This is a genomic window from Streptomyces sp. NPDC101393, from assembly GCF_044767385.1.
Lineage (GTDB): Bacteria > Actinomycetota > Actinomycetes > Streptomycetales > Streptomycetaceae > Streptomyces.
The window spans coordinates 21,681-45,897 of the sequence record NZ_JBIWNU010000019.1 but is presented as its reverse complement, the minus strand read 5'-3'; the positions used below and the strand labels follow the sequence as shown (position 1 = coordinate 45,897).

Genomic DNA, 24,217 nt, shown 5'->3' with positions numbered 1-24,217 from the left:
GAGCGGGAAGCGCGGAGGCCGGCCCCAGAGGCGGGTGGGGCCGATTGAGGGGGCGTCAAGGCTTTGGAGTGGCTTGCGATAAGGCAAGACTAGCAGCTTTCGGCCACGTTAGAGGGGATCTCGCGATTCCGTGTGCTTCATTTTTGGAGCCGAGATAAGCTATGGACTCAGAGCACGCCACCCCGGACCACTCCGAAGGGATATCAAGATCCATCCCACGGCCTTTCCGGTGCTCCGGTGAGGCAGAGCAACCAGCCGATCGCACCAGTCCAACCGTAGCCCTTGCGGCTCCTCTACATGCAGGTTTCCCGTTTCCCGCCGCTCGAATCGACCGGACGGCACCCCAGGATAAGGCAGGCGAATATGTCGAGCACAGATCGCATTGACCAGCGCGAGGCGGCCCAGCGAGAAGCCATTGACGCGGTCGTGCGCGCCCTCGAATTGCCTGCAAGATCGCTTGTGCCCGAACGAGGGATTCGAACGCAGGTGATCATGGCGACCGGGTCCGGGAAGACCCGGGTGGCGGTCCGCAGCGCGGAGGAGCTCCACGCGGGCCGTGTGCTGGTGCTCGTGCCCTCGCTGGACCTGCTCGCCCAGACCGAGGCCGCGTGGCGCGAGGGGGGCCGCCGGGGGCCGATGATCGGGGTGTCCTCGCTGCGGGGCGAGGAGGTGTCCTTCCCCAACACCACGGACGTGGACGAGCTGGTGGAGTGGACGCGGGGCCTGGACAAGGTGACCGTGTACGCCACGTACGCCAGCCTCGGGCTGGGCACGCTGGAGCGGGCGCACGCCGGGGGCCTCGCGGCCTGGGACCTGATCGTCGTGGACGAAGCCCACCGCGTTTCGGGCCGGATCGGGAAGCCGTGGGCGGTCGTCCACGACAACCAGAAGATCCCGGCCCTGCGTCGCCTGTACATGACGGCCACGCCCCGGCTGTGGCAGCTCGGGGAGGACGACGAGGCCGGCGCACCGGGCGAGCTGGTCGCGAGCATGGAAGACGACCCTGAGGGCCCCTTCGGCAGCAGGGCGTTCACCTTGACGCTCTCGGAGGCCATCGACCGGGGAATTTGTGCCCCCTACCAGGTCGTATGCGTGGACGTCACCGACACCGCGCTCCAGGCCGCGCAGCTCCTGGGCGCCGAAGGCCGCTCGGCAGAGGTCCGCGGTGCACGGCTCGCCGCTCTACAGACCGCGCTGGTCAAGGCGTCAGCCGAGGAGGGCTTCCGCCGCACACTGGTGTTCCACCATCAGATCCGCGAAGCCGAGGCGTTCGCGGCCGGCCTTCCCGACGTCGCCGCGCAGCTGCACGCATCCGATCCCGAGCTGTACCCCAGGACGATCTGGGCGGATTGGCTGTGCGGGGAACACAAGCCTCTGCACCGGCGGCGTCTGCTGGGCGAGTTCGCGGCCGGGATCGCCACGGACGGCACCGTGGTGGAGAAGTGCTTCCTGTGCTCGGTGAAGGTGCTGGGCGAGGGCGTCGACACCAAACACTGCGACTCCGTCTACTGGGCGGACGTGCGCGGCTCCATGCCCGACCTGGTCCAGGCCGTAGGGCGGGCGCTGCGGATGCAGCCGGGCGAGGGCAAGGTGGCCTCGCTCGTGGTGCCGGTGCTGCTCGGGCCAGGAGAGACGGCGGACAACATGCTCACGTCCCGGGCATTCGGCGGGTTGGCCAAGCTGTTGGAGGCGCTGCGGGCGCATGACGCGCGGATCGTGGAGAGCCTCGCGGAGCAGCAGGCTCCGAGCCGCTACAAGCCCGTCAGCAAGGACGAGAGCGGCAAGAGCACCGGCGGGAGCGGCGAGGGCTCCGGAGGCGTCAGCGGCCCCGCCAAGGCCCTGCTGAAGTTCTCCACGCCCCGCGACCCAGCCGCCCTCGCCGCGTTCATCAACCTGCGCGTCCTCAACCCGGAGCACGAGCACTGGCGGCGCGGCGTGGAGGCCGCCGTCATCTTCGCCCGCGAGCACGGCGACTTGAAGGTGCCGTTCACGTTCCGCGTGCCTGCCGTCGACGACCAGGAGGCGCAGGCCGGGGGGTGGCCGGCCTCGCTCGCCGGGTTCCCGCTGGGGCAGTGGACCGCCGACGCCAGGCGGTTCTACGCCCGCGGTGACATGGACGAGGACCGCGTCGCCCAGTTGGAGAAGTTGGGCATGATCTGGAGCCACTTCGATGTCGCGTGGGAGGAGGGCCTGTCCGCCGCGCGCGGGTGGGCGGCCGAGGCTGGCCACCTCTTGGCCCCGTTGGACGCCACGTTCCAGGGCGCGGCGGTGGGCATCTGGTTGAAGAACGCGCGGGCCGCGGCCCGGAAGGCCGCGGAGAACGAGCGGCGTCGTGCGGAGGGGCTGGCGGTGGAGTCGTCGGCCGGGGCGCTGTCGGCTGAGCGGCGCGAGCAGCTGGAGGAGATCGACGCGTCCTGGTGCCCGAGCTGGCCTGTCACCTGGCAGCGCTGCTTCCACCTGGTCCGGATGCACCTGGACGCCGGTGAGGCGCTGCCCACCACGGCGGGCGAAGTCCTGCGCCAGGGCGAGGATCTGGGGCGGTGGGTGACGTCGGTGCGGCTCGGGTGGGACCAGCTCACGACCGTGCAGCAGTGGATGTGCGAGCAGGTCCTCGGTATCGAGCCCGCCAGCGAGGACGAGAAGCCGCCGCCGCGCCGTACGCAGGCCGACAAGTGGGCCATGAACTACGAGGCCGCCAAGCAGTTCTACGAGCGTGAGGGGCACCTTCAGGTCCCGAGGAAGCACATCGAGCGGACCGTCGGCAAGGACCAGCAGGAGCGGGAGCACAAGCTGGGAGCCTGGATCGGGAATCAGCGGAGCAGGGCCGCGACGCTGACGCCGGAGCGGGTGGAGCAGCTGTCCGCGATCGGGATGCGGTGGTCGTGATGGGCATCGCCGTCACCGCGGCCGCCGCGCTCGCGGCCGGCTATCTGCTCGGGCGACTGCGCCCGTGGCAGCGACTGGGCGACTGGGTGGCCGATCAGGTCCGCTTCACCGGGGCGTGGGTCCGGGGCGGTGCTGGCCGCCAGGCCGTCGTCGTCCTGGTCCACGTCGTCACCACGCCGCGCACCAGCTGGCGCATCATGCGCGCCCCGGCCACCGAGACCCGAGCACCGACGCCCGTACGCGATCCGGACTGGGTCGCCAACCGCTCCCGGGGAGAGCACGAGTAGACGGAAGGTCTCCGACTCCCTTACTGGCAGTCGACTCACTAGACGACCTTCGACAGCGCAAGGCCCGGACCAGGCGTCCGGGCCTTCGTCGTGCCCGGGATCTTTCTTCCCGGCCGCTGCTGTCCGGGTCCCGGTTTCCGGCCCTACGGGGTGAAGGAGCCGTGCCAGGCAGGACGAGACGCAAGCACCTGAGTCCTGTCACTGTCCCGCCCGCCATGTCGAACTCACGCCGGAGGCAGTACCGATGACCACCCGCCAGACAGCCGGGGCAACACCCGCGCCGATCGCCGCTACGCTGAACACGCCACCCTGGGCCAGGGCCGAGACCCCACAGGGACGCTCTCAGGCAGAGAGCCGCAGCAGGACCGCCGACCGCGAGGCGCGCACCACCCCCACGCGGACGACACCACCACAGGTGTCCGCTGTCCTCGATCCCTCTGCTCAAGGGAGCGGCATCATGACCCGGGACAACGTTCCCGCGCCCGTCCAGCCGCCCGACCCCGCGCCCGCCCCACAGCAGCCCGCTGTCGGTGCCGGCCTGACCGCCGCGATAGGCCACGGCGCCGTTCAGGGCGCCGCCCGCTCCATCACCGACCGGCTGGTGGACAAGTTCCTCGCCAACCCGCCCGACTGGCTCAGAGCCCTGTGGCACGCGCTACCGAAGCCCTGGGAGTAGCCGCCCCGGCCGGGCAGGACGGACCTGCCCGGCCGGGGTTGCCATCGCCTTTCCGAAGCCCGGGGTGTCGATCCCCAAAGGGGGTTCCCAAGTGCCCACCGAAGCGGGCACCGCAGGAGGGCAGGCCGGCTTGCCCGACACAGGCTGGGCTTCCCCTCGGTCGGGGCGGTCATCCGAAGGAGCGGCGTGCACCCGATGCGTCGGACGGAGCGTCAGTTGGGAGGGAGGCTCCAGACGTCCGGACCACCGCCGCGCCAGTCGATCATCGGATCGTTCAGACGCACCTCGTCGGGATCCAGACCGGCCCGGCGCAGGAACTCCAGCAGGTCGGCCATGTTGTAGGCGACGCCGAGGATCTCGGCATCGATGTGGACGCGACGACCGCCAGTGGGCGCTGGTGGGTGGACCACGATGCGGGGCATGCTTTTGGGCATGCCTTCAGCCTGCCGAGCTCCAGGGCATGCCGCGCGCGGGCAGGCCCGCTCAGGGGATCTCGCGCGCCCGGCCGGGGGGTCTACACGGTTCGGCCAACCATCGGCCACCGGCCACCACCCATCGGCCATCGGCCACCGGCCACCAGCCACCAGCCACCAGCCACCAGCCACCAGCCACCAGCCACCAGCCACCGGGAGTGTTTCCGAGACCGGTCATCGGACTCCGCCCCGGGTCGGCCACCACGTAAGTCGTCGGCTGCCGCTTACCCCGCAGGTCACAGGCCGGGTAAGCATCTTGGTATCCGGTCCGCCCTCGCCCTGGGCGGGCCGCTACCGGCGGGGGTACTCGTCGCCGTTCACCAGGCGGCGGAACACACGGCCGAAGCGTCGGGTGGTGGGTTCGGCCATCTGGATACGGCAGCCCGCGCAGTGCACGCCGTCGGCCGGCGGTGCGGCCTCTTCCCGTGGGTCGTATTCGAAGGGGCTGCTCTCCAGCGGCCCGTGGCACTCCTGGCACACCGGGTCGGGCTCCCTGGCGGCCTCGGCGGCGGCTTCCTGTGCCGCCCACTGCTCCCTCGCTTCCTGGCGCTCGCGCTCGCGCTGCTGTTCCTGCTGCTCGCGTTGCTGGTCACGGAGCTGATCACGACGGCGTTGACGGCGTTTATAGGCGCGTTCGTCGTCTGGGTTATCCAGGGCTTCGGTGAGGGTCTGCCAGGTGGGGTGGCCGAAGCGGAACCAGACCGGGCCCAGGGGTCCGTGCACGCGCAGCCGGTCCAGGGTGGTGACGAGGATCGGCACGGCGTCCGCGTAGTCGGTGTAGCTGTCGTATTCGGCGGAGCCGTAGCTGACGGCGAACCGGTGGTAGCGGCCGGCCCAGTGCTCTTCGGTCAGCCGCCTGACGCTGTCGATCCGGTTGTTCATCGCGACGCGGCCGACCTGCTTGGTGAACACGATCGCCAGCGGTGGATACCCCTCACCCTCCAGGGGACCGTAGAGCGCCTCCCACATCGGCGTCGGCTTGCCTGAGCGGGTGGCTGGCTTCACGGTCCGGCGGAAGAACTCGCGGTAGCGGGCGGCCTTGGAAGAGAGGACGACGGGGCTCTCGGTGCCGTTGTCGACCTCCACGAACATCACCGGCAGCCCGGCCTCCGGAGCGGTGAGCACCGCGTCGGCGCGGGGGCTGTTCTTGCCGGGGGTGGTGAGCGTGCCGGAGACCGGGAGCACAACCTCCGTTGCCCAGGAGCTGATCGGTCCCAGACCCTGGGGGCGCTCTGGAGCGGCCGCTGGGGCAGCGGAGGTGTCATTGCCCGCCGGGTCGCCGGTCGGGGTGCTGGTGGCGGGGTGAGGCCGTTTGCGGGGTATGGGGCGGGTCGGCTCGGGTGGGGTCTGCAGGAACGCGGTGATGGTGTCGGTGACCTTCACCGCGTGCTTGGCTCCCGCGCGTGCGGCGCCACGGGCGGTGCCGCCCATCTCCCGCACCGGCCGGTCCAGCACCGCGGCCGCAGCCTCCAGACCGGGGCCGGTCAGGTTCCACAACTTCTCGCTGACCAGGTTGCCCGCGGCATTGGTGCGGCCGGCCGAGCCGAGAGATTCCACCAGGCCGTCGCGGCCGAGGTCGAGACAGCCGTTGCGGACGGTCTGCGCGCTGGCCGTGCCTGGACACATCAGCTGGCGGATCTGCTCGGCGGTCGCCACCTTCACCACACCCAGTGCGGCGAGCACCATCTGCCGCGTCTTGGCCGTCGACCCGTACGGCCGGCGCTTCGTCCCGCCCACTGCCCACCACCCCTTCTCCACCGCTCCGGCCGTGGCCGGTGCGTCCGCTCGGCCTTGCGGCCACGAGCCCGGCCCGGACCCGACGCCCCACCCCCAATCACTAACACCAACCACTGACATGAAGAGGGGAAGGAGGGTTGTCGAAGTGCCCGGAACCGCTTACCCATGCACTCTGACCTGCGACTTTATCCCCTGAGTCTCGGGGGCGCGGCGTAGGGGGGTCGGTAGGGGAAACGGTAGGACACGCAGCAGGGGGCATGCCGGGCGGGCAGCCCTCAACGCCCCTCAGCAGCGCGGTGCTTACCGCTGCGGTCACAGGCTGGGCATGCCGAACTCTGGAAATCTGTCCACAGGCTCGGTGCTCGAACCTGTCCGTAGCCGCCGCCGTAACCAGCACGGCGGCCTACGACAGGAGCACCACCATGCTGCACGCTTCGCTGACTCCCGAGCAGGTTCAGCTGGCTTTCGACTACGTGCTGGCCATCGACGCCAGTGACGACAACACCGTGGCCGACCTCATGACCAAGCTCATCCCCTACCCCGGTCTGCTGGGCGCGGTGGCACAGGAGATCGTCTTCCCGGTGACGGCGCTGTCCGACGACATGGACGACGTCACCGCCGACTCCTTCGTCCTGGACGAGCTCGGCGTCGTCTTCCTCATGGCGATACGCGGCTGGAACGCCGCCTGCCCCGGAACCGCGCTGCCGGGCATCGCCCGCTGCATCGCGCACTTCACCGCCCAGATCCTCGCCGACAATCCCCAGGACGTCACCCGCACCCTGGAGGCCATGCGGGACGAACGCATGGCGCGGGCCGCAGGCGAGGCGCACCCCGAGGCGTGTGTGCACCCGTAGCGCCGGAGTTCACCGTCCCGTCCCAGGACCCTGGCGGCGTCCCGGGACGGGGTTCCAGGACAGAGCCGGAAGCGCTCAGATCCCCGACTAGCCGTACCCTCAACGCAACGGCCCCGCATCCTTCCTCGATGCGGGGCCGTTGCGACTGAACAATTGTTTAGTCGCTCGGGGGTTGCTGGGGGAACGCGGCAGCGGCGGCGGCCATGTGTCCCCGGATCTCCGCGAGGAGCTTCTCGGCTGCCGGAGCGTCCTTCTTCACCGCGTCGGCGTATGTGTCGGCGAGCCCCTGCATCTGCTGGGCGAAAGCCTCGACGTGGCCGACGTACCCGGCCAACTGCTGGACAGGGTCGACCGGCGCAGGTGCTGGAGCCTTCCTGCTGCGAGGCACCAGCCGCTCAGCGTCGTCGACGACGACCTTGATGTTGAGCTCATCGCGAGCAGCGGCCAGCGACTTCGCCGTGACCTTGCCCTTGGCTTCAGCCGCGCGCCAGATCTTCTGGACCGTGGCGGCGTCGTGATCGCGAGCGACCGGCGCGAGCTCGCGGCACTGCCCCTCATTGATCTTCACGGTGGCGACACCCTTGAGGGCCGCTATCACTGGCACAGCCCTGATGAGCTGGTACGCCCGCTGCTCGGTGTACTTCCACTTCTTCTCGAAGTAGTCCTTGAAGCTGGTGTACCCGCCCGCCTGCCACAGATCGTCTTCCTTGATCTTGATGAGTGCGGGGCCGGCCTGCATGACGAACTCGTTGTGAGCGACGATCAGGCTGGTCTCGGCCGCAGACTGCGCTGCGGAGATGAGCGCTTCGAGCTTGGCCAGCCGCTCCGCCGGGGTGCCCTGGTCGTACTCAGGTGAGAGGAAGACCGGGTTCTGATGGCTCTTGGGACGGCCGCCTGGGCGATGGGTGGCCACGGCCTTCTTCGCCGCGGCCTCGTCGGCCTTGTAATCGCGCCGACGTCGGCGACTACCGCGCCGCGCGGAGGGTGCGGCAGTGTCCTTCTCAGTCATGCGTTGCTCTCCCGCGCCTTCGTCAGGTACGACACCAGTTCGTCGTAGGTGGCGTCACGGGTCTGTCGGATGCCGAGTTCGACCAGGAGCTGGTCGTACTCGCCGCCTCCGGCTTCGATGGCCTTGCCCCAGGCTCCCTGGAACTCGGTGACCATAGGGATGGCAGTGTCGAAGACGTTCCACCCTCCGGAGACCAGGATGTTCCGGTAGAGCCTGTTGTGCCGCTTGGCCTGGGGGATGCAGCGGTTGAGCAGGATTCGGGCGCAGATGCCGTTGAGGGTCAGCGGTCCCAGGTCGTTGATCTCGTCACGGATGTCACCCATCCGCTCGGTCTCCATGGACGACGGAGCGACCGGGATGATGCTGAGGTCTGCGTACCGCATGGCAGAGCGCGCGATGCCGGGCTGGTTCTCCAGCGGCGGGGCGTCGATCACGATGCGGGTCTTGGGGTCGCTGAAGGTCTTCGGGATGTCCTGGTGCAGGGTCACCGACGGCATCTGGAAGACACGGAACGGGAAGCCGTCGATCGCGTTGTGCCAGCCCATGACGGACTTGCCGTTGACGTCGCCGTCAATGAGGACGACGTCCTGGCCGTCCTCGTGCAGGGCGAGCGCCGTGAGGACTGCGGAGGTGCTCTTCGCGGTGCCGGGCTTCTCGTTGACGAAGACGATGCTGCGCGGGCCGCCGTCGGGGTGGGTGTTAGGGATGGGCAGGTTACCCACGGGCTCGGCAGGCACCGGGGCATCCTCTTCGGACGGGAATGGTTCGGTCATGACGGGCACGATAGCGCTGCTCCGCGGACGCCAAGCCCCCCGCGCATGGTGTTGGCAGGAGCAGCGGCGGGCGTCGTGGCACGGGACAACCCGAACGAGGAGACCAGGGATCAGAACTCCGGGACGCTCGTGCGATGTTCATCCCAGGGCCCGGTTCCTCACCGTAGAACGCAAAAAAGCGGCCCTCGCCGCCCGGATCGAGGTCCGGACGGCGAGGGCCGCTTCGTGTCTGCTCAGGTGCTCAGGTCGATGTCGGGCGGGAGGTCGCGCCCGGCGAGGGCATGGGTGAGGAGTCGGTAGGGCTCGGTCCAGGCGCCGTGGATTCACGTCCGGTCCAGGGGGCCAGACTCTGGCGCGCGGTGAGCATGGCGGTGAACTCCGCGACCTCTTTGCGGTCGCCGGGGTGCAGGGGGGTGCCGTGTCCGCAGCAGCGGAAGAGGGCCGTCACGTGCGCAGCGTCCGGCGGCGCAGCAGCGTCCGAATCCGGTAGCGGAGCGAGGCGCGCTCTTCGCGCACCTCGATGGCGTCGGCGAGCAGCTGCTCCAGCTCGGCCATGTGCTCTTCGGCGAACCACTGGGGTTGGTAGTCGTCGCCCTGGCAGACCGGGCACAGGTGATCGTGTCCGGCGAACTCGTGCCACGGCGCGCAGCCGACGTCCTGGCAGTCCGGCCGGGTGGGGTCCTCGCCGATGCCGGAGCAGTACGGGCAGCGGGTGAAGCAGTAGTCGATGGGGGCGCCGTGGTGGAGGTCGGAGTGGAGCTGGGTTAGGCCGCGGACTCCGAGTTCGCGCAGCAGGGCGTCGGCGGCGAGGACCTGGCGGTCGATGCCGGTGTGGTGGTGGTCGGCGAGCATCGTCACGGCGGTGCACCAGGCGAGGGTGGAGCGGTCGACCGGGATGGTGTCGCTGCTGGCCCACGGGTCGGCGGGGTCGGCGGGCGGTGCGGCCGGCGCGGTGAGCGGGATATCCAGGGTGGTGAGCTGGGCGGTGACGTTGGCGGTGCGGCGGGTGAACTGGTCGAAGACGGTGGTGGGCATCGGCCCTCATATTCGACGGGGCCGCCGGGACCGTGGTGATCCCGGCGGCCATGCGGGTGGGGGTCAGCGGGTGGCCGGGACGGGCGCGGTCTTGTGGCTGTCGCGGTGCGCGCTCTGCGCCGGTTCGGCAAGGACGCGGAGGCCGTGCGGTTCGCCAACCCGGCCGCAGGTGCTGCACACCACGGCGTAGTTGCGGCGGCCGGCGCATCCGGAGTCGGGGTCGCGGGGCTTGCCGGAGGACCGGACCGCGTGGGTGCACTCGGTTCCGTCGGGGTGGAGCGGGGCGATCTTCACGCTGATGCGCGCCATGGGCTTCGTCTCCTGGTCGGGTTCGGGCAAGGGCAGCTGGTGGAGTTCGGCCGCGGGGCGCGGCTGCGGGTGGGGCGCGGCGGGTCGGACAACAGCGGCGCGGTCTCCAGCACGGCGAGGGTGGTGACGACCAGCCACACCGGCTCGTCCGGTGTGCGGGGGAGCCGGAGGTAGCCGGTGACGCGGAGCTTGTCGCCGGGGACCAGGTCGTGGATGACCGCGTGGGCCAGCGACGGGTCGGCGACGCTGCAGGGCAGGATCATCTCGTCCGCGCGCTCGTCCGTCGGGGAGACGGTGAGGCGGAACCGCGCCGTCGACCCGTGCACGTCGCCGGGCACGGTCTCTTCGTCCAGGAAGCCGTCCAGGGCTATCGCGTCGTCGGCCACGGTCAGGCCGCCTTGCCGCTGGCGACCAGCTCCAGCACGCGCCGGTTGGACGCCCCCTGCTGAGGGGTGATCGGCTGCTTCCAGCGGTTGTACGGGGCGGGCCGGGTGGGAATGGCCTCCAGTTCCAGCCGAGCGAGGGCCAGTTCGTGGACGGTGGGCGGAACGGTGCGCGCCGCGCGCTTCCGCTCACGGCGGAGCCGGTCCTGTTCGGCCACCACGCCGATCCAGTCCTCTCCGAGCCGCGCCACGAGCTGCTTGCGCAGCTGCTTGCGGTCGCGGACTGTGGTCGCCGCCCACACCCCGGTCTTTGTCAGGCCGGGGTTGGCGAGCGCCCACTTCAGGCAGCCCTTGACGATCGGGCAGCCGGAGCAGGCGTGCTTGGCCTTGACGAGAGCTTTCTCCCGGGCGCGTGGGCCTTCGTCAGTGTTGTGAATGTCCTCGATCGAGAACAGGCCGGGTTCCGTACGGCAGCGCAGGACCTGGTCGGTGGTGGGGAAGGAAATGCGGTCGTCGGCCGCGATGAACGTCGGCGGCTGCGGAACGCCGGTGCGGTTGCCGCTCATGAGGTGCCCTCCGGAGCGAGGTGGGGGAGCTGAAAGAGGACTTGTTCCACAAGGTCCTGCGTGGGGCGCCATGGTCCGAGCTGGCCATGCAGCCACGGGATGGGGAGCGCGAGCTCCTGGACGTCGGCGAGGACCAAGTGGAACGCGCCGGGCTGCGCCCACGGCGAGCACGGGTCGGCGCCGGCGGCGTCCTGGTGGCAGTCGGTGAGGCGGGCGACGCCGATGACGGCCCGGGTGTGCAGGGCGCGGCCGCGGATCGCGGTGGCGACCAGCGGGTCGCGCAGCGGGGCCCGCTCGGTGGCCGCACCGGCGTGCAGCAGCACCAGGCCGCGCCAGGACCAGGGCTGCGGACGGTTCTCCACGCCCTTCCCGGCGAGGATGCAGGTCGTCCAGGGCTGGCGGATCGTGATGCCCCGGATCCAGGTGCCCGGGTCGGCGGCGGTGGGGGTCTCGCTCATGCCGCGCACCCCAGTTTGCTGGTGCCTTGCCGTCCGGCGCGGCGGCCGTTGATGGAGGGCACCGCGGCGTGCTGCGGTCCGGCAAGGACCGGGCGGCCGGTGTGCTTGCCCGCGTACATCGCGGCGTCGGCGGCCCGCTGAAGCGCGGACAGGTCCGTGGTGCCGAGGACGCCGGGGGAGGCGGCGCCGACCGACGCGGCGACGTCGACCAGGGCGCCGCCTTCGATCTCCACGGGCTGCGCGAGCAGGGTGACCAGTTGCGCGAGACGGAGCTCGCGGCGGGCGGCGCCGATCCGTACGGCGAAGGCGAGCTCGTCTCCTCCGAGCCGGCCGACCGCACCTCGGCTACCCGCCCACGCGGTGAGGCGCTGTGCGGTGATGGCCAGGACGCGGTCGCCGGCGGCGTGCCCGCCGGGGCCGTCGTTGATCTCCTTGAAGTGGTCCAGGTCCACGATGCCGACCAGGGCGTGGTCGCCGTACCGGCCGGTGATCTGCCGGGCCCGGGTGGTGTAACCGTCGCGTCCGAGCAGGCCGGTGAGCGGGTCGCGGCGGGCGGCGGCGAGCTTGCGGTGGAGGCTGACGGCGTGGACAGCCCAGCCGGTCAGCGGCACCGCGAGACTGGTGATGATCAGGGCGCGATTGCCCGAAGGGGCGTGTACGCGCACGGTGGAGGCCATACTGGTCTCTCCCTCTCGTACGGGATGGGTGGCCCGAGGCAGGCGTCGGTTACCAGGCCGTGAGCGTCTGCCTCGGGGCGTATCTACAGCTCGAAGCTGTTCTTGCCGGTCCAGCTGAACGGGTTGGACCAGCGACCGGCCTTCCGCGCGGCGAGCGCCGCGTCGTAGACCTGATGGGCGCGGGCCAGGGCCACGCTGGGCGAGGTGGCCCTGGCCGGTGAAGACGTGCAGCCCGCTCACCGAGCAGGTGCTGTCGTGTATCGGGACGCCTACCTCGTAGAACTCCGGCTGCGGCATGACGCCCATCTCTTCCTGCTCTTCGTGGCGGAACACCGTGCCGCCCCGGCCGGGGCGGCACGGAGGAAACGCCGCGTCCATCGAGGAAGGTCAGCCGGCCGTCGCGCTCGCCAGGATGTCGGCATGGTCGAACGCCAGGTCCGGGAGCGTGGTGAGGGGCCACCAGCGGGCGGCGGTGGCGTCGTCCCCGGCCGTCGGCTGGACCAGCGCGGGCAGGGTGGCCGTGTAGGCGACGCTGACGTACCGGCCGCGCGGGTCACGGTCGGGGGCGTCGAAGGCGCCCACCTGCCGCAGGCCGGAGGCCGGGACCGTGATGCCGGTCTCCTCCTCCAGCTCGCGCACGGAGGCGTCCAGGCTGGTCTCCCTCGTGTCCACATGGCCGCCCGGCAGCGCCCACTGGCCCTTGAACGGGTCCCAGCCTCGCTCGATCAGCAGGACGTGACCGGCAGCGAGCAGGACGACGTCGGCGGTGTAGCGGATCGTCTCGTCCGTGGTGTCGGTACTCATGAGATGCCTCCTGCTCAGGCCGGGACGGGGGCGGGGGTGTCGAGTCCGGCACCGAGCAGCAGGGCGCGGATTGACTGCTCGTACTCGCCGTTTCGGATGCGGTCGTGCATGAGCTGACCGGCGGCCAGGCAGCGGGCCCGCAGCCGGATCAGGGCGACGGCGTGGGGTTCGGCGCCAGCATCGGTGGCGGCCTGCCCGGCGGCGTCCCCGGCGAGCTGGTTGGCCGTGGCGAGGCTGGCCGAACGGCGGGCGTACTGCGCCCGCCAGTACGCCCACTGCGTCAGCGCGTGAGTGTCGTCCACCCGCTTCTCCCACGCCTTGTACGTGCGGCGCGTGCCCTCGGGGTCGGCGGCCCACTCGGTGGCCCACTGCCGGGCGAGGTCAGGAAGCTGCGCGAGGGCGGCCAGGACCTGCTCACCGCGGTGCCCGAACGCCTGCCACGCCTCGGTCTCCTCTACGACGCGGATCTGCTGGGACATCAGCCAGTACGGGTAGTGGCGGCCGCCCCAGTTGCCGGTCTCACCGAGCGGCTGCACGACGAACAGCCGGATCGGCCAGCCCTCCGTGATGCGCTCCAGGATCTCGCCGGGCCGCGTGTACATGTGGAAGTAGCTGAAGGGCCGGTCGGTGTACCACTTCTGGCCGGGGCTGGGGTGGTCGATGACCTGGCCGACGTGGTTGGCGAGGTTGACGGTCGGGACCGGCTCGCCGTGCGCGCGGGCGTACCGGGCGAGGTGCTCGCAGGTGGGCGGGACGGTGCCGTCGGGCCGGGTCGCCATGTAGTGGATGACGGGCCGGGTGCTGCGTGCCATGGGTTCCTCCGTGGTCGGGAACGTGCTGGTGACGGGTGGTCGGGTCAGCGGCGGGGGTTCTTGTGGCCTCGCAGCTCGTCCACGCGGGTCGCAGTGTGCGCGAGGTCGCGGGCGAGGGTGCAGAGTCGCTGAGCGTCGTCGGCGACGGGCTGGGACCAGATGAGGCCGGCGGCGAAGTAGGAGGCGTTCGCGGCCAGTTCCCTGGCCTGCTCGGCCAGGCGCTCGCGCTCGGTCTGCAGCGGGTCGGCGAGGGCGACGCGCTCGGGGAGGGGGAGTTTGATCAGCCGCTCCAGGATCACGGCCAGGGCGTCGGCGACGGTGGCCAGGGCGCCGTCGGCGAGCCAGCCGTCGATGCTGTCGTGGCCGGTCAGGTCGGGGGTGTACTTCGCGAACAGGCGGCGGTCGAAGTCGCCCGAGGCGGCCCCCGCCGGGGACAGCTCGAAGATGAGCCGGCTGTTCTTCCGGTCGGGGTAGAAGGTGAGGTCACGGTCGGCGGCCTCGCTGGTGAAGACGACGGGCCAGTCCAGTTCGTTCGGCGGCGTCCAGTCGGTGCCGAGGACATCGGCGACGACGGCGGCGAGGCGAGCGGCCGGGGCCTCGGTGGCGGTGCTGGGCAACAGGTCCTCCTGCGGGCGGGCTGACGGGGCACCGCGCCGTCCCGGCCGGTGGGCCGGGACGGCACGGTGCCGGGTCAGGCAGCGCCCTGCGCGGCGGTGGCCGCGGCTTCGCGTTCGGCGGTGGCCTCGGCCTGCCGGCTCTGCCGGATCACCTTGCCGACGATCTGGCCGGTGGCTTTCTCTGCCTCGGCCTCCCAGTCCGCCTCGACCCGGTACAGCGCGCGGGCCTTGTGCTTGGGCAGGACGTTGGCGCCCAGTTCGTGGCGGGTCAGGGCGATGCGGTGGTCCCAGGCGCCCTTGCGGCACAGCTGGTCTACCTCCACGAACGCCCACACGAGCGTCGCGCCGATCTCGCGCTGGCGGCGGCGCAGCCGCGTGGCGTTGACCAGGACGCGGACCGTGTTGTTCGGTGCGATCACCGCGACCGAGTACAGGTCGGTCGGGCGGGAGGTCAGGGTGAGCGTCTTGCCGTCCCATGCCTCCGGCTTCAGCCCGGCCGCCGCGCCCTGCGCCGTCGTGGCAAGCATCGCGATCCGGTTGGTGGAGGTGACCACGACCTCCACGGCGGTCAGCGGGCGGCGTCCGAAGTGCTCCTTCACCAGGCGCTGTGCGGTGGGCACGGTGTCGGTGATGTCGGCGGTCAGGCGGCGGGAGGTGAACAGGCCGTCGCGGATGACGGTGATCTGGGCGGGCTTCATGCGGGAGGGCCTTCCGGCTCGGGGAAGTTGCTGATTGGCCACCGCACCGCCCCGGCCACGAAGGGCCGGGGCGGAACGGGTAGCCCGTCAGGCGGTGGCGTGCAGGCCGGTGAGGTCGTCGTCCAGGACGTCGTCCTGGACGTGGCCCTCGGTGGCGGCCGGGGCGACGGGGAGGCCGGCGGCGCGGGCGGCGAGGTGGTGGCGGATCTGCTCCATGCCGGTGATGGTCACCGGGGCCTCGCTGTCGCCGGTCAGCAGCGTGAAGCGCGCCGCGTCGCGGCCGTACTCGTTCTTCTCGGTGCAGTAGTGCAGCCAGACACCGGGGGCGAGGAAGAAGGACGCCGTGGCGTCCTCGTAGCCGCGCCACCGGTCCTCGGTCCGCAGGAAGCCGTCACCCTGGTCGATCCCCCACGCGTCGGAGGCGGCGCGGGAGGCGGCGTCGTTCTCGGTGGCATCGACGACCTGCTCCAGGCCCTCCTCCAGGGTGTTCGCGGCCTGGACGCGGGGCTGGGCGCCACGGGCCTGTGCCAGCAGGCGCCGCACGGGCGTGAGGATCAGGTCGGCGACGTCGCTGATGGCGACGGCCGCGATGACCGCGATGGCGCCGGTGGCCGCCAGTCGCCAGTCGCCCGACCAGGTGTCGGGGTAGCAGGTGTAGCCGACCCAGGCGCCGAGGGCGCCGCCGATCAGCATGGTGGACATGTCGACGGCCTCCGTGGCGGTTTCGGCGACGGTCAGCAAGGTGGTCTGCTTCATGGTGTGCTCCTTCGTTCGGCGGCTGGCGGGACGGCAGGTACGGGCGCGGGTCAGGACCGGGGGAAGGGGTGGAGAGTGAACTCGTAGCCGGTGCCGTAGGCGCGGGGCTTGGCGGTCAGCACGTCGGGGTGCTCGTCAGCGACGGCCAGCAGCTCGGTCTCGATCCAGCTCGTGGTGCGCTGAAGAACCAGGCGCTGCGGGTGGAGGTCGGAAAGGAGGAGCGGGCGGTCGTTCACGGAGCGGCGCGCGTTGTGCAGGTGGCGGCGGATGATGTCGCGGGCAGTGGCGTCGTCCGGGCGGTCAGGCAGCGGCCGGCGCAGTGCCCGGCAGGTTCCCGCGTGGATGTTGGCGAGCTCGGCGGCCCGTTGCTGGGTCAGGAAGTCGCTGCCGGGGCGGTCCTTGTGCCGGGCGGTGATGTAGGTGCAACCCAGGCACGCCACGGCGTAGTACTCGCCGCTCCAGCTGGAGTCCGTGGTGTAGACGAGGACAACGGCGCCGGCGAGGCCGAGGTATCGCTGGGCGACGGTGACTCCCTCGGGCGTCCAGGTCTCCGGCGTCGGCTGGCTCGACTCGGAAGTGGTCGGCGTTTCAGAGGTGCGGGAGAACAGGGTCGGCATCGGGACTCCTTTGACTGTGGTGGACGGCTGGTGCGAGCTACAGGGACGCGAGCACGGTGGAGGCCGGCGCCGCGGCGGCCGCGAGGACCAGGAGGCCCAGGGCGGCGAGGATGAGGTCGACCGCCGAGGCGAGCGCGGTGAACTTGCGGACGGTCAGGGCGGACAAGACGCGGAGGTTGGCGGCGCGGTAGTCCTGGGCCATCACGTCGGGGATCTCGGTCTCGGAGAGCTGCGCGAGGTGCGGGAAGCTGCCCGGGGCGGGCGTAGTGCCCCCGAGGCGGGGGCGGACCACCAAGAGGAGTAAGACCGCAGCCGCAGCGAGGGTGAGGGCGGCCAGACCGCCGATCACCTTGGTGGCGAGCGGCAGCGGCTTGTCCGCGAGGCCGGCGATGCCGGCCAGGGCAGCGCCGTCGAAGGCGAGCAACAGCGACGCCTTGGAATCGGTGCGGCCGATCTCGGTGGCCACCCTGGCGAGTGTGGTGTTCAAGTTCTGGTCGGTCGTGGCGGGCAGGGCGGTGGTCACGGGCGGCTCCCAGGTCGTCTGGGCCGGGCTGTCCGGCTCCCCTTCACCACCCGGCCCGCACTGGGCGGTACGGGTGGATCAGGCAGTCGACAGACCAGGTCTGCGTTCAGCGGGTGGTCAGTGCTGGGCAGGGCCGTGACGGCGGGCGTAGGCGGAGCCGGCCAGCAGCAGGGCGCGGACCTGGTCGATGGTCCGGCCCGGCACCGTGTCCCACAGCCGCGGCGCAGCCGCGCTGGCGCCGGTGTGGGCGCAGATGACCAGCTCCAGCACGCTGCCTGACACGCCCTTCACGTCCAGCGGGCCGTCCAGTACCTCCCGCAGGCCGAACTCGCCGGGCTCCCAGCCCTCCCTCTCCAGCAGGGCCAGGGCTGTCTCTAGATGCGTGGCGACCTGCGGGCCGGTAACGGGTTCGCCGCTGGTGCCGAACCACATCCGAGGACCCGTGTACCAGGCGGCTTCGAACTCTGCGGCCCGGGAGAGCAGGGCCTCGGTCTGCGCTTCCAGCGCTGCGGAGGTGGGGATCGACAGGGTCATGGAGTCCCTTTCGGTCAGTGGACCGGGCTGTCCGGCTCCCCTTCACCACCCGGCCGCGCTGGGCGGTACGGGTGGATCAGGCAGCCGTCAGTCCGGTCAGGCGGTGGCCTGGGCGGGCAGCGCGACGGCCCGGCAGGTCTCCGCGTGCTCCTGGGCCCAGCGCTTGAGCTTGCCGCCCTGGAACTGGTTCTCCATGAAGTCGATCCGGCTCTCGTCGTTGTCGTAGACGATGCGGTCCTCTTCCTCGCGGTGGCCACAGCCGGAGCAGAGGCTGACCAGCAGCAGCGTCATCGACGTGCTGCTGTAGGCGCCGTGGTCCTTGGCGTAGAGGGTCAGGTCGATGTCCGCGCCGACGAGGTTGCGGTACCGGGCGACAACGCCCTCCGGGGCTTTCGGTGCCGGGTTGGCGGCCAACTCGGACTTCAGCCGCTCGATCTCGGCCCTGAGCTCCCGCACCCGCTGGTCGGCCATGCGCTCGATCCGGTTCGCCCGCGTCTGCTCCTGGGCGAGCAGATGGTCGCTGAGCTGCGTGGAGCGCTTGGCCGCGGTAAGCCGCTCCTCGTGCGTACGGGAGGTGGCCGCTCCCCGCTCGAGGTACTGGTTCCTGGCCTTCTCCAGTTCGCTCTGCAGGCGCCGGGTGCGGTCGCGCTCGGTATCCAGTTCCTTCTCCAGGCGCTCGGCCTTGGACCGGGCGAACGGTAAGGCGCCGGCGAGGGAGTCGAGTTCGGCGAGGCGGTGTGTGCTGATGATCCTGGGCACGGCAATTCCTTCCGGGTCAGCGGATGACGGGGCGCAGGCTCAGACCGCGCAGGGCGAGGGTGGAGGCGGCAGTCCAAGCCAGGACGGTCAGGCCGGTGGCGACGGCGCGGCCGGCGGCCGGGGCCTGGGACCAGACCATGACGGTGGTGGCGGCGCCGTAGGCGATCCAGGTCAGCCGGGCGCCGACCGCACCGGTGAGGAAGCCGAGCCCGAGGGAGCCAAGCCCGATGCACTGCCACAGGACATAGGCGGTGGTGGCGGTGAGCGGCAGGCCGACGGTGTGGGCTGCGAGGTAGTCGCGGACAGGCTGGTCGATGGTCTGCAGCCACTGGGTGAGCTGGTGCCAGTCCTGCCGGCCGAACCAGTCGAATACCGCGGGGACCGTCGACTTCAGCAGTACGGCGAGCACCACCAGGATGACGGCGCCGAGCGCGACGATGACCCCGATGGGCAGATCATCGACCGTGCGGATCGGCTGCGGCCGGGGCGGCGCCGGGCGGCGCGGCGGCGGCACCCGCTGTCCGTCCGGGATGGTGTTCATCGGCGGCACGGCGTCGGGGCGGCCGGGGCCGGTGGGGTCAGTCACGGTTCTCCTTGTGGCTGGGCGGTGTGGGGGACGGTGCGGTGCTGTGCGTGGGGCGGTGCGGGGTGTGCTGGTCGTGTGCGGCGGTGCCGCCGTGGGACGCCGCGCACAGCTGCCAGCCGAGGAACACTCCGACGATCAGCAGGACTTGGTGGCGGTGGGCCTTCCACCAGGTGGGCGGTGCGGGCTCTGTCAGGACGCCGATCACGGCAGGCGGCGGTTTCGCCATCAGGTGGGCTCTCCAGGCACAGGGGACAGGGCATGTGCGTGGGCCGGGCTGTCCGGCTCCCGTCACCACCCGTCCCCGTGAGGTCGGATGGATCAGGCAACCGGCAGATGTCAGGCGGCGTGCCGTGCGGCCGGCGGGCTGATGTAGGTGCCGGGCGAGGCGGGGGTGCCGTCGTGGCACTCCAGGCAGCAGCCGAGGCTGCGCAGGGGGAGGCAGTGGTAGTACCGCCGAGAGCAGGAGGGGCAGGTCTGGCGCTTGGACATCGCCTTGTCCAGCGCGGCTTCCTTGGCGAGGGTCATCGGCCGGACCGGCAGGGCGCGGGCGATCTCGTAGAGCCAGGCCCGGCGCTTGCCGCCTCGGCATTCGATGACAGCTACCGGGTCCTGGCCCCCGGGCCGCAGCCGCATCTCGCGCAGCTGGCGCCGGGTGGCCAGTCCTTTGGGGGCCTGACGCCAGCCGTAGACAGTCAGTGAGCCGGACTGTGGGGCGTAGATCTCGATGTCCCGCACGGCCGGCTCGTCGGCGGGGACGGTTTCAGCGGCGGCCACGGCGGTTGTGTCCGCGGCCGGTGTGGACCTGGACCCGGGCGCGGCCGCGGGCGTTGACGGTGATCGGGCTGCCGCTGGAGCTGGTGCCGAACAGCTTGATCAGCACGATGCCGCCCAGGCCCGCCAGCGCGATCAGCCCGAGGGTGATGAGCGCATGGACCAGCTGTACGAGGACGGTGGCCAGGAACCAGATGCCGAGGCCGCCGACGCCGAGGATGAACGCGACGAGCGCGGCCTTGACCAGGAGCGGGGAGACGAGCGGCTGCGGGGCGGGGGCGGGCGGCGCGGTGTAGTAGGCGACGGGCTGTCCGGCCGGGCCGGGGACGACGACCACGCCGTCGATGCCGGCGGTCGGCGGGTAGACGACCGTGTTCTGGGGGAGCGGGACGATGTGCTGTCCGTACGCGGGGGCGGGTGCCTGCGCGTACGGCGGCGGCATCGGCGTCGGGTAGTAGGTCTGGGGCTGCTCGCCGTGGGACGGCATGATGGTGTTCTCCTCATCCGTGGGGAGCCCGGACGGATCGCTGGCGTGTGAGGTCCGGGGAGGCTTCGGCCTCTTCACCGGCCCCCGAGGTGGCTTCAACATCTCGGGGGCCAGTGGAGCCGTCGAAGCGGTCAGGCGAGGGGCTGGTAGCGGATCGGCATCAGCCGCTCGCTGCGCGCCAGGATCAGCGGCGGGCGCTCGGCGCCGGCCTCCGGCAGCAACTCGATCGGGTCGGCCTGCTGCTCGGTGAAGTCGAACGTGAACTCCACGGTGGTGTCCTCCTCTTCTGCCGGGCCGCCGCTCATGCCGCGCCCGCGGCGTCGTCGCTGTTGTCGTCGGTGAAGGTGTCCAGTGCGTCCTCGATCACCGAGTCCTCGAACCCGGGCTCTTCCGCGAGGCGGCGCTTGGCGGTGCGGACGCGGTCTCCGACCCACGTCTCGCCCTTGTCGTAGTGCTTCGCGAGGCCGTCCAGATCCGGCGTGAGGCCGGACAGTTCACACTTCGCGATGTACCGCTCGGCCTCGTCGCGCTGCGCCGCGCGCACTTCGCGAGGGACGCGACCTTCACTTTCCGAGGCGGTCAGTGCGGGCACCGCGACGAGCGCGGCCCCGTTCTCCGAGGCGCTTTCCGAGGGGCGGCCCGCAGAAATCGAGGAGCGGGCGCCGCCGGTTTCCGAGGTGCTGCGGGTGCGTGCGGCGGCCCGTTCCACGGCGCGCTGCCGCTTGGCCCGCTCGGCCTCCTCCAGGGCGCGTGCGGCGGCCTGGGCCTTGATCCGCTCGGCCTCCGCAGCGGCGTCGGCCTCCTTGCGCAGCGCCTCTGCCTGGGCTTCCGCCGTGGTGATCTCGGCCTGGCGCTTGGCCTGACGGTCTTGCTCGGCCTGCTCCAGCTCCCACCGTGTGCGGCGCTGCTTGCCTTCGATCTCGGCGTCGGTCTTGCGCCGCGATGCCTCGATTTCTGCGGTGCGCTCGGCCAGTGCGACCCGCTCGCGCTCTGCCTCGATTTCGTCGCGGCGGGCGCGAGCGGTCGCCTCGATTTCTACCTGGCGCCGCTCGTTTTCGAGCCTCGCGTTTTCCTCGCGTTCCAGCCGGGCGGCCTCGCGTTCTTCGCGGTCGCGCTGGCGTTGTTCCTCGCGTTGTGCGGCCTCACGCTTTTCGGCGGCCTCGCGTTCGGAGTCCTCGCGGGCTCGCTTTTGGGCCGCCGCGCGCTCCGCGGCCTGCCTGGTCTCGAACTGCGTGATGATCGCGGTGAGTTCGCCGCGGCGCCGGGTGGCGTACTTGCGGTAGCCGGTGGCCGCTTCCGCGAGCAGGATCAGCAGCGCGGGGGCGACGGAGTGGAGCAGGATGCCGCCGGCGTCCGGCTTCTGCGGGATGACGTGGAAGCGTCCGTCGGGGTAGAGGCTGGTCCAGCAGTTCATGACCCAGGTGGACAGGCCCGCGGTCCAGCGCAGCAGGAACGGCCAGCCGCCGGGCTTGTAGTCACCGCCGTGCTCGGCCAGGACACCGTCGACGTAGAGGACGGTGATCAGGGCGAGGCTGGCCAGCGGGTCCAGCATCCAGGCGATGTACCAGGGGATCTCGTGAGAGACGCCAAACCGGGTTACGTTCACACAAGTGAAGACCAGGGCGCCGCCTCCGAGGGCGAGCAGCGCCTTGGTGACCGTAGCCAGGACCGAGTCCAGCTTGGTGATGGACTTCCGGGCCTTGGCGGCGTCGTCGGCGGTGGCGGGAGGGAGGGGTCGGGGTGGGCCGGCATCCTTCGGCCGGGGAGCGTTCGGGGCGCTCATGTTGACTACTTTCCGTAAGGTGCGCGAGGGTGCGGTGCGCACCGTGCGCGTGGGACAAATGGGTATGCATCGGGTGGTGCGCGGCTAAGGTGCGGGCCCTCTACCTGGGGCGGGGACGGGTGCGCATGGTGCGCGACGCTGCGCACCATGCGCACCCGACTTACGTCACTCTCCGTTGTTGCCGGAGAGGGGGGAGCGGAGGATGTCGTACAGGCCGAAGCCGTCGTCCGACTCGTCCACGGAGATCACCTCAGCCTTGATCAGCCGGTCGCGCTCGCGGTAGAACCACCGCTTGCTGTCCGAGAGGCCGAGCCGCATGAGGATGTCCGTGACGTCCCGGGGAGCGAAGCTGTTTTTGCCTTCGCGAACCCACTTGTCGAGCCGCTCGTACAGCTCCTGGCGGCCCTGCTCGCTGGTCAGCTTGTCGGCGTCGTCGACGTCGCCGCCCAGGCTGAGCACCGGGGTGTCCTCGGCCGGGGGGTCGATGTCGTCCTCGATGCGCAGGTGCTCGTACTGACCGGGCTCGGGGTCCTCGTCCAGCACGTGCTTGAGCATCTCGTTGAGCTCCTCGACCTCGGCCGCCATCGTGTCCTCGTCCACGTCGTCCATCTCCTCGTCCGGCGGTCCGGAGTAGGCCGGCGCCGCCGGGGCGGCCGGGGCGGCCGACGCGGTGGCGGGGGCCGGGGACGGGGCCGCCTGCTGCGGGGTGCTGTCCTCTCCCTCCTCCTTGGGCAGCAGGGGGGCGTCGTACGTGGTGCGGTTGGTGTACAGGTCGCCGAACGCCTCGGCGGTGACCGTGTCCAGCGGGGTGCGGACCGCGGCTCCGGCGGTGACGGCGTCGGCCTGGTCGTGCTTGCTTGCCAGTTCGGTGCGGGCGGTGATGTGCCAGCGCTCCTCCGGGATGCCCAGGCCCGCCGCGTAGTGGTAGCCGGGCTTGCGGTTGCCCCACTGCGGCCAGGCGCCGGCGTCGGTCGCCTCGTCCGGGAGGCAGTACTGGGCGTCGGCGCCGTCACGGAGACCGAAACACAGCCCGGCCGGGCTGTTGGCGCGGGAGTCGGTGTCCATGTTGTTGTGCGTGGCGCGCTGGATGGAGGTCAGGATCCAGATGCCGGCGGCGCGGGCCGTGCGCAGGATCTTCTGGTAGTGCTCGTTGTCGGCGGCGAAGTCGGCGGCTTCCTCGCCGATGATGACGATGAAGTTGAGGCCGCAGCCGGGCTCCCACTTCGACATGCCCTTCGCGGCGAGGTGATCGGTCCGCTTCTCGATCGCGTTGGGCAGGAGCTTGAAGAACCGCCGGGCGGCGTCCTTCTTGTCGATCGGCCACTCGATTCCGTGCCTCAAATGTCCGAAGTCCTGCTGGAACTTCGAGCAGTCGATGACGATCGTGGAGACCTCGGTGCGGGTGCCGCACTCGGTGATGATCAGCTGGTTGCCCTGCGTCTTACCGGCGCCGTTGACGCCCATGGCGATGCAGTGCTCCACGTTCCCGTTCGACAGCGGCTCCTCCTCCAGCGGCTGCCCGGTGAGGTTGAGGCACCGCAGCTGGCCGGTGAGATTGAGGAGCAGGTCCTCGCCGTCTTCGTAGCAGCCGGTGCGGATCGGGACGTCGCCGATGGACGCGCCGAAGGCGGAGGGGCCGCGCCAGGGGAAGCCCATCTTCAGCCGGTCGGCGACCTGGATGCGCATGGTGATGTCGGAGGAGTCGTCATCGTCCACGGTGTGGGTGATGCGCCCCTTGCCCAGCTTCATGGCGGAGGCCATGGCGGGGATGCGCCGGGCGAGGTCATCGACGGTCGCGCCGTCCTTGGCCTCGATCTTGGCGATCACCGTGCCCTTGCCGTTGGAATGCGCTTCCTTCAGCTCGTGCTTGGCCAGGCCGATCTCGCTCTCCAGCTTCTCCCACTTGCTGGCGCTCTTCTCGGACCCCTTCTTGTGGAAGCTGGACCAGAGGTTGTTGGCCAGCGACAGGCCGATGCCGCCGAGCGCCCAGGCGCTCGCGGTCTGGGGCGTGGCGATGCCGGTGATGGTGCCCAGCGTCGCGGCCGCGGTGACCGCGACGCTGTTGACCTGGTGCAGCCTCACGGTGTCCTTGTCCCGCTTGGCCTTGCTGTCCAGGTGGCTGAGGAACTTGCACAGCGAGGCGCCGGTGCCCGCGATGCCCAGGGAGGCCAGGGCGAGCGCGGCCGGGTTCCCGGCGACCGTGATGTGGGCGCCCTCCACCAGCACGGGCCCGAGGGCGGTGACCGCCCAGGGCGCGATGAAGCGGAGCCGCCGGGAGCGGTCCTGCTGCTGCTCTTCCTCGGTGCGGGTGTCGATCGTCTTCGACTTCGAGATGCGACGTGCCATG

30 protein-coding genes are annotated in these 24,217 nt (G+C 71.0%); 4 read left to right on the top strand and 26 right to left on the bottom strand.

Annotation, left to right across the window (positions count from 1 at the left end):
• The first annotated feature begins 363 nt into the window (after positions 1 to 363).
• The 3 genes from ACIRQ7_RS36205 (at position 364) to ACIRQ7_RS36195 (ending at position 3,849) form a co-directional block, all read left to right on the top strand.
• Positions 364 to 2,886, top strand: coding sequence for a Helicase associated domain protein (locus ACIRQ7_RS36205; RefSeq protein WP_404266759.1), 2,523 nt, complete (start codon positions 364 to 366; stop codon positions 2,884 to 2,886).
• Positions 2,886 to 3,173 carry a hypothetical protein gene (locus ACIRQ7_RS36200; RefSeq protein WP_404266758.1) on the top strand — a complete coding sequence of 96 codons (288 nt, stop codon included), beginning with the start codon at positions 2,886 to 2,888 and terminating at the stop codon, positions 3,171 to 3,173. Before ACIRQ7_RS36205 ends, ACIRQ7_RS36200 begins: the two co-directional genes overlap by 1 nt.
• Before the next feature lie 457 nt (positions 3,174 to 3,630).
• Positions 3,631 to 3,849 carry a hypothetical protein gene (locus ACIRQ7_RS36195; protein ID WP_404266757.1) on the top strand — a complete coding sequence of 73 codons (219 nt, stop codon included), beginning with the start codon at positions 3,631 to 3,633 and terminating at the stop codon, positions 3,847 to 3,849.
• A gap of 212 nt (positions 3,850 to 4,061) precedes the next feature.
• Here ACIRQ7_RS36195 and ACIRQ7_RS36190 read toward each other — a convergent pair whose 3' ends face one another.
• Positions 4,062 to 4,283 carry a hypothetical protein gene (locus ACIRQ7_RS36190; RefSeq protein ID WP_404266756.1) on the bottom strand — a complete coding sequence of 74 codons (222 nt, stop codon included), beginning with the start codon at positions 4,281 to 4,283 and terminating at the stop codon, positions 4,062 to 4,064.
• Positions 4,284 to 4,613: 330 nt separating this feature from the next.
• Complete coding sequence (locus tag ACIRQ7_RS36185; RefSeq protein WP_404266755.1) at positions 4,614 to 6,059, bottom strand: replication-relaxation family protein; 1,446 nt, start codon at positions 6,057 to 6,059, stop codon at positions 4,614 to 4,616.
• 422 nt (positions 6,060 to 6,481) lie between these two features.
• On the opposite strand from ACIRQ7_RS36185, the gene ACIRQ7_RS36180 reads away from it, so the two are divergent.
• The gene (locus ACIRQ7_RS36180) at positions 6,482 to 6,913 is read left to right on the top strand and encodes a hypothetical protein (protein WP_404266754.1); all 432 of its coding nucleotides are present in this window, start codon (positions 6,482 to 6,484) and stop codon (positions 6,911 to 6,913) included.
• Between the two features lie 157 nt (positions 6,914 to 7,070).
• On the opposite strand, the gene ACIRQ7_RS36175 is transcribed toward ACIRQ7_RS36180, so the two are convergent.
• The 24 genes from ACIRQ7_RS36175 to ACIRQ7_RS36060 all read right to left on the bottom strand — a co-directional run bounded on the left by ACIRQ7_RS36175 (position 7,071) and on the right by ACIRQ7_RS36060 (position 24,216).
• Positions 7,071 to 7,922 (bottom strand): hypothetical protein, encoded by an 852-nt coding sequence (locus tag ACIRQ7_RS36175; protein ID WP_404266753.1) that lies wholly within the window; start codon positions 7,920 to 7,922, stop codon positions 7,071 to 7,073.
• A complete protein-coding gene (locus tag ACIRQ7_RS36170; protein ID WP_404266752.1) occupies positions 7,919 to 8,695 on the bottom strand; it encodes a ParA family protein in 777 nt (258 codons plus the stop codon). The genes ACIRQ7_RS36175 and ACIRQ7_RS36170 overlap by 4 nt, the downstream gene beginning before the upstream one ends.
• Positions 8,696 to 9,139: 444 nt before the next feature.
• Entirely contained in the window at positions 9,140 to 9,730 is a 591-nt protein-coding gene (locus ACIRQ7_RS36165) for a hypothetical protein (protein ID WP_404266751.1), read from the bottom strand.
• 63 nt (positions 9,731 to 9,793) lie between these two features.
• The gene (locus ACIRQ7_RS36160; RefSeq protein ID WP_404266750.1) at positions 9,794 to 10,039 is read right to left on the bottom strand and encodes a hypothetical protein; all 246 of its coding nucleotides are present in this window, start codon (positions 10,037 to 10,039) and stop codon (positions 9,794 to 9,796) included.
• Complete coding sequence (locus ACIRQ7_RS36155) at positions 10,021 to 10,425, bottom strand: hypothetical protein (protein ID WP_404266749.1); 405 nt, start codon at positions 10,423 to 10,425, stop codon at positions 10,021 to 10,023. Before ACIRQ7_RS36155 ends, ACIRQ7_RS36160 begins: the two co-directional genes overlap by 19 nt.
• A gap of 2 nt (positions 10,426 to 10,427) precedes the next feature.
• Complete coding sequence (locus ACIRQ7_RS36150) at positions 10,428 to 10,988, bottom strand: WhiB family transcriptional regulator (protein ID WP_404266748.1); 561 nt, start codon at positions 10,986 to 10,988, stop codon at positions 10,428 to 10,430.
• On the bottom strand, positions 10,985 to 11,446 hold the full coding sequence (locus tag ACIRQ7_RS36145; RefSeq protein ID WP_404266747.1) for a hypothetical protein: 462 nt from the start codon (positions 11,444 to 11,446) through the stop codon (positions 10,985 to 10,987). The genes ACIRQ7_RS36150 and ACIRQ7_RS36145 overlap by 4 nt, the downstream gene beginning before the upstream one ends.
• The gene (locus tag ACIRQ7_RS36140) at positions 11,443 to 12,123 is read right to left on the bottom strand and encodes a GGDEF domain-containing protein (RefSeq protein ID WP_404266746.1); all 681 of its coding nucleotides are present in this window, start codon (positions 12,121 to 12,123) and stop codon (positions 11,443 to 11,445) included. Before ACIRQ7_RS36140 ends, ACIRQ7_RS36145 begins: the two co-directional genes overlap by 4 nt.
• Positions 12,124 to 12,510: 387 nt before the next feature.
• Positions 12,511 to 12,927 (bottom strand): NUDIX domain-containing protein, encoded by a 417-nt coding sequence (locus ACIRQ7_RS36135; RefSeq protein WP_404266745.1) that lies wholly within the window; start codon positions 12,925 to 12,927, stop codon positions 12,511 to 12,513.
• Between the two features lie 14 nt (positions 12,928 to 12,941).
• Complete coding sequence (locus ACIRQ7_RS36130; protein ID WP_404266744.1) at positions 12,942 to 13,739, bottom strand: hypothetical protein; 798 nt, start codon at positions 13,737 to 13,739, stop codon at positions 12,942 to 12,944.
• A gap of 44 nt (positions 13,740 to 13,783) precedes the next feature.
• The gene (locus tag ACIRQ7_RS36125; protein ID WP_404266743.1) at positions 13,784 to 14,356 is read right to left on the bottom strand and encodes a hypothetical protein; all 573 of its coding nucleotides are present in this window, start codon (positions 14,354 to 14,356) and stop codon (positions 13,784 to 13,786) included.
• A gap of 74 nt (positions 14,357 to 14,430) precedes the next feature.
• Positions 14,431 to 15,054, bottom strand: coding sequence for a hypothetical protein (locus ACIRQ7_RS36120; protein ID WP_404266742.1), 624 nt, complete (start codon positions 15,052 to 15,054; stop codon positions 14,431 to 14,433).
• An 87-nt stretch (positions 15,055 to 15,141) separates the two neighbouring features.
• Positions 15,142 to 15,810, bottom strand: coding sequence for a hypothetical protein (locus ACIRQ7_RS36115; RefSeq protein WP_404266741.1), 669 nt, complete (start codon positions 15,808 to 15,810; stop codon positions 15,142 to 15,144).
• A 50-nt stretch (positions 15,811 to 15,860) separates the two neighbouring features.
• Positions 15,861 to 16,427: a hypothetical protein gene (locus ACIRQ7_RS36110; protein WP_404266740.1), complete on the bottom strand. Its 567-nt coding sequence runs from the start codon at positions 16,425 to 16,427 to the stop codon at positions 15,861 to 15,863.
• A 37-nt stretch (positions 16,428 to 16,464) separates the two neighbouring features.
• A complete protein-coding gene (locus tag ACIRQ7_RS36105) occupies positions 16,465 to 16,950 on the bottom strand; it encodes a Pycsar system effector family protein (RefSeq protein WP_404266739.1) in 486 nt (161 codons plus the stop codon).
• A 117-nt stretch (positions 16,951 to 17,067) separates the two neighbouring features.
• Entirely contained in the window at positions 17,068 to 17,484 is a 417-nt protein-coding gene (locus ACIRQ7_RS36100; protein ID WP_404266738.1) for a hypothetical protein, read from the bottom strand.
• Between the two features lie 96 nt (positions 17,485 to 17,580).
• Positions 17,581 to 18,243, bottom strand: a complete 663-nt coding sequence (locus ACIRQ7_RS36095; protein WP_404266737.1) for a hypothetical protein — start codon at positions 18,241 to 18,243, stop codon at positions 17,581 to 17,583.
• A gap of 16 nt (positions 18,244 to 18,259) precedes the next feature.
• Positions 18,260 to 18,829, bottom strand: a complete 570-nt coding sequence (locus tag ACIRQ7_RS36090) for a hypothetical protein (protein ID WP_404266736.1) — start codon at positions 18,827 to 18,829, stop codon at positions 18,260 to 18,262.
• Positions 18,822 to 19,055, bottom strand: coding sequence for a hypothetical protein (locus ACIRQ7_RS36085; protein ID WP_404266735.1), 234 nt, complete (start codon positions 19,053 to 19,055; stop codon positions 18,822 to 18,824). The genes ACIRQ7_RS36090 and ACIRQ7_RS36085 overlap by 8 nt, the downstream gene beginning before the upstream one ends.
• Positions 19,056 to 19,165: 110 nt before the next feature.
• A complete protein-coding gene (locus ACIRQ7_RS36080) occupies positions 19,166 to 19,603 on the bottom strand; it encodes an RRQRL motif-containing zinc-binding protein (protein WP_404266734.1) in 438 nt (145 codons plus the stop codon).
• Positions 19,590 to 20,087: a hypothetical protein gene (locus tag ACIRQ7_RS36075; RefSeq protein ID WP_404266733.1), complete on the bottom strand. Its 498-nt coding sequence runs from the start codon at positions 20,085 to 20,087 to the stop codon at positions 19,590 to 19,592. The genes ACIRQ7_RS36080 and ACIRQ7_RS36075 overlap by 14 nt, the downstream gene beginning before the upstream one ends.
• Before the next feature lie 131 nt (positions 20,088 to 20,218).
• Entirely contained in the window at positions 20,219 to 20,356 is a 138-nt protein-coding gene (locus ACIRQ7_RS36070; RefSeq protein WP_404266732.1) for a hypothetical protein, read from the bottom strand.
• A 32-nt stretch (positions 20,357 to 20,388) separates the two neighbouring features.
• Entirely contained in the window at positions 20,389 to 21,870 is a 1,482-nt protein-coding gene (locus ACIRQ7_RS36065; RefSeq protein WP_404266731.1) for a hypothetical protein, read from the bottom strand.
• A gap of 165 nt (positions 21,871 to 22,035) precedes the next feature.
• Positions 22,036 to 24,216, bottom strand: coding sequence for a hypothetical protein (locus ACIRQ7_RS36060; protein WP_404266730.1), 2,181 nt, complete (start codon positions 24,214 to 24,216; stop codon positions 22,036 to 22,038).
• Position 24,217 lies beyond the last annotated feature (1 nt).